Below are 8,758 nucleotides of genomic sequence, written 5' to 3'. Positions count from 1 at the left end.
GCCTGCAGTTGCGCGCGCAGAACGCGGACGGCGTCGTCGGCGAGTTGCGCAGCCCGCTGGTCATCCATGTATTGCGCGCTCCCTGGAAGACCCCACTGGCCTACGGCCTGTATGCGTTTGCCGCGTTGCTGCTGGTGTGGGCGACGACGCACGCCTATCGCAATCGCGTGCGCCGCCGTCACGCATTCGCGCTGGCTGACGAACGTCGACGTGGATCCGAGCAGCTGGTCGAGGCAAAGTCGAATTTTCTTGCGACGATGGGACACGAGATCCGCACGCCGATGACCGGCGTACTGGGCATGAGCGAGTTGCTGCTTGGAACCGCGCTCGATGATCGGCAGCGCCGCTACGCAACGGCGATCCGGCAGTCCGGCGAGCTGATGTTGCGCGTGGTCAACGACAGTCTCGATCTGGCGCGCATCGAGGCGGGCAAGCTCGCGCTGGAGCCGTCACCGTTCGATCCGTACGCAATCGTTCGGGAGGTTGGCGAACTGGAGACCCCGCTCGCACGCAGCAAACGGCTGTCGTTGACCATCGAGATCGCCCCCGATGTTCCCCGCCAGGTGGAAGGCGATGGGATGCGCGTCAAGCAGATCCTGCTGAATCTCGCGAACAACGCGCTGAAATTCACCGAGCACGGCGGCGTGACGCTCCGGCTCGCACGTTCGGGCGAAGGCGGATTGCGTTTCAGCGTGGCCGATACCGGGCCGGGCATGGAGGAATCGCTGCGCGAACGGCTGTTCGGCCGTTTCGAGCAGGCCGATGGCGTCACGCGCCGCCATGGCGGCAGCGGCCTTGGGCTCGCGATCTGTCGTGAACTTGCCCAACTGATGGGCGGCACCATCGAGGTCACGAGCACGCTGGGTGTCGGCAGCACGTTCGTTGTCGTCCTGGACCTCCCGGAAGTCTGCACGCCGGTGCGCGCGGCGATTCCTGCTGATGGATCGAGCCCGCGTCCCCGTGAGGATCTGCATGTGCTGCTGATCGAGGACGATGTCACGGTCGCCGACGTCATCGTCGGCCTGCTCGCTCAGCTGCGTCATCGCTGTGTCCACGTGCCCAATGGCCTTGCAGCGCTGGCGCATCTGAAGTCGGGAGCCGCCGACGAAACGCAGTACGCGCGCTTCGACCTTGCCCTGGTGGACCTCGACCTGCCGGGCATCGACGGCCTGCAACTCGCGCGCCTTTTGCGCGCGGGCGACTACGCGCAGCTGCCGATGATCGCGGTCACTGCACGCTCGGTCGGCGACGAAGAGGAAAAGATCCGCAACGTGGGCATGGACGTCTTGCTGCGCAAGCCACTGACGACGGCGATGCTGGAACGCGCCATCGCGCTGGCAATCGATGCAAGGATGCCGCGCGTAGGCCTGTAAGCCACGATCAGGCAACTCACGCAATCACGGCGCGTCCAGTTTACTTGTGCGCGCGCTGATCACGCTGAACCTGCGGGCCGCGTAGATTGCATGCACCAGCACGACACAGGCGATCGGCTGCCACAGAATGCCGAACGACAGAGGTTCGGACGCGACCATAGCCCAAAGCGGCACCGGCACGGCTTCCTCGGTCAGCACGAGCCCGAGTGGCAACAGGGCGACAGGCGCCAGCACCACGAAGAGCGTGTTGGGTGTCGCAAGCGTTGCTTGCAGCCAGAGGATGTATGCGCACGCGCCGAACAGAAGAAACGAGGGAACGCAGAGGAGCCAGACCAAGCCGGCGAACCCCGCCTGCGATTCCGCAAGGGCGGCCGACGGTGCAAGCAGCGCCAGCAAGACAGCGGGTTTTCGTCCCGGGATCATTGAAAATGCTCCATTGCCGCGCGCACGGCGGCGTCGAAGGATGGATGGTCCGACACGCCCGCCGCGACGTTCCGATTCCTGCCAATCCGCGTCGCCGAGTCGCGCCGAGGATCATCGATGCGACTGTACAGCGCGCGTCAGTCAGCCGCGACGGCTGTACTCGTGCACAGTGTCGACCAGTACGGCGACGTGCTCGGGGTTGATGTCCGGCGTGATGCCGTGTCCAAGGTTGAACACGTGTCCGGGATGTGCCCCGAAACTGTCGATCACCCGGCGCGCCTCGGTACGGATCGCGTCCGGCGAAGCGGCAAGGAACGACGGATCGAGGTTGCCCTGCAACGCAACGCGGTCGCCGACTCGCCGACGCGCATCGCCAATGTCGATCGTCCAGTCGACCCCGAGTGCATCGCAGCCGCTGTCGGCCATCGTTTCGAGATGCCCGTTGGCGCCCTTCGAAAACAGTGTGACAGGCAACTTGCCGGCGATCGGATCCGCCTTCAGCCGATGCACGATGTCCTTGAGATAGCGCTCGGAGAATTCGCGGAACTGTGCGGGGGGAAGCAGGCCCCCCCAGGTGTCGAACACCATCAGTGCCTGCGCACCGGCTGCCGCCTGCGCCGCGAGATACGACGCCACCGAGCGGGCGATCGTGTCGAGCAGCCGGTGCATTGTCGCCGGATCGTCGAGTGCGAGCGCCTTGGCACGCGAGAAGCTTGACGAGCCTTCGCCTTCGGTCATGTAGCAGGCAAGCGTCCACGGGCTGCCGGCAAAGCCGATCAGCGGCACGCGCTCGTTGAGTTCGCGGCGGATCAGCCGCACCGCGTCCATCACGTAGCGCAGGTCCGTTTCCGGGTCGGGGACGCCGAGCTTCTCGATGTCCGCCTTGGTCCGCAACGGATGACGCAGCTTGGGCCCTTCGCCGTCGACGAAATGCAGGCCGAGGCCCATCGCATCCGGGATCGTCAGGATGTCGGAAAACAGGATCGACGCATCGAGCGCAAACCGCGCGAGCGGTTGCAGCGTGACTTCGCAGGCAAGTTCCGGCGTTTGCGCCAGGGCGAGGAAGCTGCCGGCCCGTTCGCGTGTCGCGCGGTACTCGGGCAGATAGCGGCCGGCCTGTCGCATGATCCAGATCGGCGTCATGTCGACGGGTTCGCGGCGCAGCGCGCGGAGGAAGCGGTGATCGGGGATTGGTGTGGTCATCGGGTCGGCCGGGTTGCGTCGTTGGAGGCTCGCCCGTCGATATCCCGCGGCGAACGGTGTCGTGTGGAGATTGTCGTTGCCCCTCGCACAGCGGGCGAGCGTTTCGCTTTCAGCTCGGCCCGCGTCCGTCGAAGCCCTGGCTGAACATCACCTGGAACCCGCGCTTGAGCTGCGAGTCGCGCGCATGCTCGAACGCTCTGATGGCCGCATCGCGTTCCAGGTAGATCTCGCGCTTGCTGCTCGCGCGATTGCCCTGCTGGCCCCATTCACGGAACAGCGTCCAGCCGCCCAGCAGATCCTGCTGAAGCACGATCTGGTAGTAGCGCGGTGCATCGGCACCGGCGGGCTGGGTTTGCATGAAGAGGCGCATATCGAACCTCCGATTGTAGCGGCGCCGGGCGAGTGTGCGTTAGCGGCGCGCCAACGGAGACATTTCCCGGCGTCGCAACGCGACGCGAGAGAATGCCCGGAAACCTCGCCCCGTCAACGCTTGCAATCGTCGCGGGTGGAGCACAGCCTTCGCGACTACGGTCGAGGGAGCGCGGCATGAAGGCGAATGGATGGCAGTGGATGACACTCGTGTTCTGCACGATTGCGAGCATTGCACACGCAGGCGGCTCGCAGATTCTCTCCAATCTCCGCGTCACTCCGAACCCCGCGGCGGCGGGCCAGGCGGTCACTTTGGAGGCGACGGCGCGTTGCGCGCGTGGTCCGACGGAATCGATCATCGACGTCGAGCAACAGGTGGTGACGGTTCGTCTCGTTTTTGTCGACTGTCCTTCTCCGCCAACGCCCGTACCTTTCGCGTTGGCTATCGGAACGTTCGCACCCGGTGCCTACACGCTGAGGTTCATCGCGATTGCAGGCGAGTTCGATCCCCCTCTCCAATATCCGCCCATCGATCTTCCCTTCGTGATTCAGGGCGTCCGTCCCGCGATTGCGCTGCCGGCGAATGACGGGAGCGCGCTCGAGGGACTTTCAGCGTTGCTCGCACTCGTCGCCCTCGCGGCGCTGCGCCGAACGTCCGCACGCCAGCCATAGCCCAGTCGCGCGGCGCCGGGGATCCGCGGTCGCGCAGCGTGCGTCCGGGCACGCTCGGCGTTTGTCGTGCAGCGTCGGCATTCGTCGGCGTGCGTGTCACTGATACGCCGCCACGTGGACCCAGAGCGATGTGCTCACCCGACCAGCCACACGATCGACGTCGGTGTTTTGCCCCGTCCCGAATGCCGCGCGCGCCGAAATGGTGCCCCTGTCCATGATCCCTCGCACGACCGGCCTGCGTATGTGAGTGCATTGGCGCGAAACGACGCGACACCGTCGACGCACCCCATCGCCACGTGTGGCCAACTCCAGGGACATCCCATGAAACGCTTTCGCTACTCCACGCCCATGGCGTTGGCCATCACCGCGCTGGCCGGAACCGGCAGCATGTCCGCACGCGCGGCACCGGCTGATGGCGTGCTCGACACCTCGTTCGGAACCAATGGCCGCACCATTGTCGGCTTCGACACCTTGCCTCAGGCGCCAATCGACATTGCTCTCGCTACCGTCGTCGACGCGTTCGGTCGTATTTACATCGTCGGGGTGGTCAATACCCCGGCTGGTCAGCGCATCGGCATCACGCGCCTGAAGAAAAACGGCGCCCTGGACACCAACTATGGTTCGCAGGACGTCGGGCTGGTCGTCGCACCCGAAGAGCTCGGGTTCACATTGAGCGGCGCCAGCGCAGCGATCGATGCGAGCGGTCGATTGCTGGTGGGCGGGACGGTAACCGTTGCAGGCAACGATGACTTCGCGGTGTGTCGTTTCAACATCGATGGCACGCTGGACGCGTTTCCGAACGGCTACACGTGCGTCAGCGTCGCATTCGATATCGGAGACAGCGCCCACGATGATGTGCTGCGCAGCATTGCCGTGCAAGCCGACGGCAAGATCGTCATGGCCGGCAGCGCAACGGTGGGCAACGGCTACAACAATGCGGCGTTCGCGCGTCTCGACACCAGCGGCGATCTCGACAGCACCTTCAATGGCACTGGAAAGTTGACCATCCAGGGCAACTTCGGTCACAAGGATTTCAAGATCCACAAAGTCAGGATCGCCACAAATGGCAAGATCGTCGGAGTCGGCGAAGGCCGAAAATCCCAGCAGATTTTCAGTGAACCGCTTGCGGTACGCGTCCTGGCCAACGGCGCCATCGACCCCACCTTCGGCCTCGCCAGCGTGGCACAGTTTCTCGGCACCCCTGACCGCGACGCGCGGATGCGCGACTTCGCGCTGCTTCCAGCCAACGGCCCGCAGGACGATCAGCGCATGATCGCCGTGGGCGAAGTGGAGACGGCCGCCGGCAGCGGCATCTACGACGGCCTTCTGGGAAAGAAGATTGCCATCGGTCCTGATGATTACGGTTTTGGTACAGCAGGCTCGGTGATCGACACCACCGGTGCCTCGCTGACCTTCAATGCGATGCAACGCGAAGCCAACGGCAACCTGACCATTGTCGGCACGATCCGCGCGAATGCGAATCCCGCAACCACACTCGACGATTACATCACGCGCTATCTCCCGGATGGCACGCGTGACACCGCCAACTTCAATGACGGAAGCGGATTCAACGTCGTCGACTTCCTGCAGCCGGGCGGCAACGATGTCGGCAACGCGGTCGCGTTCCAGAACGATCGCATCATCATTGTCGGCGCGTCCCTGGTCTCGGTCGGGCCGCCGGCCAATTTCGACTTCTCGGCCGTCGCCTTCGTGCGCGACCGCATCTTCGCCAGCGGCGTCGACTGATCGATCACGCCCGGATGTCGATGTCTGTCGGCATCCGGGCGGTCGAGCCGCCGCGAACCGCGAATTGGAGATCGGTCGGGAATCGGCAGGCAATCGCGGACCGCAAGTGACCAGTCAGGTTGGAAATTTGTAACCATGCCGTTTGGAAAGTGCGACGACTGCATCACCGGTGCGTGCCGACGATGCTCTGGTTGCGGGTCTGTGGTCGATCTGCGCAACATGCACGCCGGTTCCGACGGCGATTGCGCGTCGAGATAATGGAGGCCCGCGTTGCGGGTCGGCATCGATGGCCCTTTGTCCGGACTGGACAGGGGCAGCGATCGTGTCATTCAAGGAGAATCAGCATGGTGAAGATTGCGATCGTATCGCTCGCGTTTTTGCTCGGCGCAGGAATGGTTCCTGCTCAGGCGCAGGACGGGACGTTTTCCGCGCTGCGCGTTGAGCCCAACCCTTCCATTGAGGGGCAACCGGTTCGATTCGTCGTGCACTGGAGCGGTTGCGGCTATACCGGTTCGCTTCCGACCGTGCACCCGAACGGCGCGGTCGTCGTTGTCGCGGCGACGTACTCGGGCGTGTGCGGAGTCCCGCCACCGCCAGTGGACGTCTCCGTACCGATTGGTCCGCTCGCGGCCGGTTCCTACACACTGCGTTTCGTCGGCATCGACGCGACATTCGAGCCTGCGATACCGGATCCGCCGATCGATCTTCCATTCGTCGTCACGGGCGGCGTGGAGCCCGTCGGTGCGCCGACAGTCGGCTCGACGGCGCTGGCGGTCTTGGGTGCATTGCTTGCACTGCTGGCGGGCACCGGTCTTCACGCGCGCATGCGCATGCCCTCAAGGCGATAGGACAGCCGCAATCGCGCGCTCGTCGACATCGACGACGATTTCCGCGGCGCCGATCCCGCGCCACAGGATCAGTCGGACGTGGCTGGCGGTGTTCTTCTTGTCGAGTCGCATCAGACCGAGCAGACGCGCCGGATCACTCTCGGGCAGCGTCACCGGCAACCCGAGCGCAGCGAGCAGATTCGACAGTCTGCGTGTATCGGCGCTGCTCGCGCGTCCGAGATCCGCAGACAGGCGTGCGGCGAGCACCATGCCGATGGCAACCGCTTCACCGTGGAGCAGGGTTCCGTAGCCGCTCGCCGTCTCGAGTGCATGGCCGAAGGTGTGCCCGAAATTGAGCAATGCGCGCTCGCCGCGTTCGTGTTCATCACGCGCCACGACGCCGGCCTTGTGGCGGCAGCTGACCGCGATCGCGTACGTCAGCGCAGCGTGTTCTCGCGCATTCAACGCAGCGGACTGTTTCTCGAGCCACTCAAAAAAGGCGGGGTCGCCGATAGCGCCATACTTCACCACTTCGGCAAGTCCGGCGCGGTATTCGCGGTCGGGCAGCGTTGCCAGCACGCCGATGTCCGCAACGACCGCGCGTGGCTGATGAAACGCGCCGACGAGGTTCTTGCCGACGGCAAGGTTCACGCCGGTCTTGCCGCCGACCGACGAATCGACCATCGCGAGCAACGTGGTGGGCATCTGGACGAAGTCGATGCCGCGCATCCAGCACGCGGCGGCGAAGCCGGCGAGGTCGCCGATGACGCCGCCGCCCAGCGCAATGATGGTGGCGTCGCGCGTGGCGCCAAGCCGGCCCAGTGCATCGAAGATTTCGCCGCTGCTCTGGAGAGTCTTGTGGCTTTCCCCATCGGGCAACACGACGGTGCCGTGGACACGGTCGCCGAGACCGGCAAGCACCCGATCAAGATAAAACGGCGCGATCGTCGCATTGGTCACCACGAGCACATGGCGGCCGCGGATCGCGGCGCACCAGCGGGCCGCGTCATCGAGAAGCCCGCTGCCGATCCAGATTGGATAGGAGCGTTCTCCGAGCACGACGTCGATGGTCGTGACGCTCATGCGGCCACAATCACATTGCCGCGTTGCCAGCGCGCTTCGAGCAGATCGAGCAGGTCATGCGCGACGTGCGAGCTGTTGCCGACACCTGCCGAGCGCAAGCGCAGATCGGCGATTTCCGCGTACAGCGGATTACGTTCGAGCGCCAGTTGTTCGAGGCGCGCGCGCCGGTCGGGCGCTCTCAGCAACGGACGGTGCCGGTCGCGTGCGAGACGAGCGAGCTGCGCTTCAAGTGCTGCGTCGAGCCAGATCACGAAGCCGCGCTCGCGCAAGGTGCGTCGATTCTCCGCATCGAGGATTGCACCGCCACCGGTCGCGAGCACCAGGCCGTTGCGTGTCGCAAGGTCGGCCAAGAGCGCGCTTTCGCGCCGCCGGAATCCGGCTTCGCCCTCCAGCTCGAACACCAGGCTGACGGTCGCTCCGGTATGCACTTCGATTTCGTGGTCGAGGTCGAGGAAGGGCATGCGGAACAATTCGGCAATCTGCCGCCCGACGGTCGTCTTGCCGGCGCCCATCGGGCCGATGAAGAAGAGGTTTGGGGCGGGATTCATGGATCGCGCAACGCGGAGTCGGGGGGGGTCGGCAAACGAGCATACAGGCTGGGCGGCCGGAATCCGAAGCGGACACCGGCATCGGAGGGCAACCGGTATCTTGATATGCTCACGGCGACTCCCCGAACGCCATTCCCGCCTCCGCCATGCTCCGCTTCATGTTGCTGTTTCTCGTGCTGCTGACGGTGTTCTTCGTCGCGGAGCTGCTCCAGCCAGTCGAGCAGTGGGTGATCCTGCCGTTCACCAGTGCCTTGGCGAAGGTCTGTGTCACCATCGTCAGCGTGTTCGATTCGCACGCGATCGCCTATGGCAAGATCCTGCAGAGCACGGGCGCCAATTTTGCGATTTCAATCGAACGCGGCTGCAATGGCGTCGAGGCGGTGATCATTCTCGTCTCGGCGATGCTGGCCTTTCCGGCCCCGTGGAAGCACAAGATGATCGGTATCGGACTCGGATTCCTGGCCATCCAGGCCCTCAATATCGTCCGCATCATCAGCCTGTTCTATCTCGGTCA

General features: G+C 64.7%; 10 protein-coding genes. 5 read left to right on the top strand and 5 right to left on the bottom strand.

What is annotated here, in order from left to right; translation table 11 throughout:
• Positions 1 to 1,373: ATP-binding protein (locus ABIV12_RS10455; RefSeq protein WP_348058978.1), on the top strand; the 1,373-nt coding region annotated here is incomplete at its 5' end.
• A gap of 24 nt (positions 1,374 to 1,397) precedes the next feature.
• On the opposite strand, the gene ABIV12_RS10450 is transcribed toward ABIV12_RS10455, so the two are convergent.
• From ABIV12_RS10450 to ABIV12_RS10440, 3 genes are all read right to left on the bottom strand, one after another.
• The gene (locus ABIV12_RS10450) at positions 1,398 to 1,796 is read right to left on the bottom strand and encodes a hypothetical protein (RefSeq protein WP_348058976.1); all 399 of its coding nucleotides are present in this window, start codon (positions 1,794 to 1,796) and stop codon (positions 1,398 to 1,400) included.
• Between the two features lie 141 nt (positions 1,797 to 1,937).
• Positions 1,938 to 2,999, bottom strand: a complete 1,062-nt coding sequence (gene hemE / locus ABIV12_RS10445; RefSeq protein ID WP_348058974.1) for a uroporphyrinogen decarboxylase — start codon at positions 2,997 to 2,999, stop codon at positions 1,938 to 1,940.
• A 109-nt stretch (positions 3,000 to 3,108) separates the two neighbouring features.
• Positions 3,109 to 3,369 (bottom strand): WGR domain-containing protein, encoded by a 261-nt coding sequence (locus tag ABIV12_RS10440; protein WP_348058972.1) that lies wholly within the window; start codon positions 3,367 to 3,369, stop codon positions 3,109 to 3,111.
• Positions 3,370 to 3,545: 176 nt separating this feature from the next.
• Between ABIV12_RS10440 and ABIV12_RS10435 the strand changes: the two genes are divergently transcribed.
• The 3 genes from ABIV12_RS10435 (at position 3,546) to ABIV12_RS10425 (ending at position 6,634) form a co-directional block, all read left to right on the top strand.
• Positions 3,546 to 4,040 carry a hypothetical protein gene (locus ABIV12_RS10435; RefSeq protein WP_348058970.1) on the top strand — a complete coding sequence of 165 codons (495 nt, stop codon included), beginning with the start codon at positions 3,546 to 3,548 and terminating at the stop codon, positions 4,038 to 4,040.
• A 321-nt stretch (positions 4,041 to 4,361) separates the two neighbouring features.
• Positions 4,362 to 5,786, top strand: coding sequence for a hypothetical protein (locus ABIV12_RS10430; RefSeq protein ID WP_348058968.1), 1,425 nt, complete (start codon positions 4,362 to 4,364; stop codon positions 5,784 to 5,786).
• A gap of 344 nt (positions 5,787 to 6,130) precedes the next feature.
• Positions 6,131 to 6,634: a hypothetical protein gene (locus ABIV12_RS10425; protein ID WP_348058966.1), complete on the top strand. Its 504-nt coding sequence runs from the start codon at positions 6,131 to 6,133 to the stop codon at positions 6,632 to 6,634.
• On the opposite strand, the gene aroB is transcribed toward ABIV12_RS10425, so the two are convergent.
• Together aroB and ABIV12_RS10415 are read right to left on the bottom strand one after the other, a co-directional pair.
• On the bottom strand, positions 6,623 to 7,696 hold the full coding sequence (aroB, locus tag ABIV12_RS10420; RefSeq protein WP_348058964.1) for a 3-dehydroquinate synthase: 1,074 nt from the start codon (positions 7,694 to 7,696) through the stop codon (positions 6,623 to 6,625). The two genes, ABIV12_RS10425 and aroB, sit on opposite strands and share 12 nt — an antisense overlap.
• Positions 7,693 to 8,244, bottom strand: coding sequence for a shikimate kinase (locus ABIV12_RS10415; protein ID WP_348058962.1), 552 nt, complete (start codon positions 8,242 to 8,244; stop codon positions 7,693 to 7,695). Before ABIV12_RS10415 ends, aroB begins: the two co-directional genes overlap by 4 nt.
• Positions 8,245 to 8,390: 146 nt before the next feature.
• Between ABIV12_RS10415 and xrtH the strand changes: the two genes are divergently transcribed.
• Positions 8,391 to 8,758, top strand: a 368-nt coding sequence (gene xrtH / locus ABIV12_RS10410; protein ID WP_348058960.1) for an exosortase H, incomplete at its 3' end; no start/stop codon positions are given.

It is taken from the genome of Dokdonella sp. (genome assembly GCF_039926425.1).
Lineage (GTDB): Bacteria > Pseudomonadota > Gammaproteobacteria > Xanthomonadales > Rhodanobacteraceae > Dokdonella_A.
Note: the sequence above shows the minus strand (reverse complement) of the source record. Positions and strands in the feature narration are given on the sequence as shown.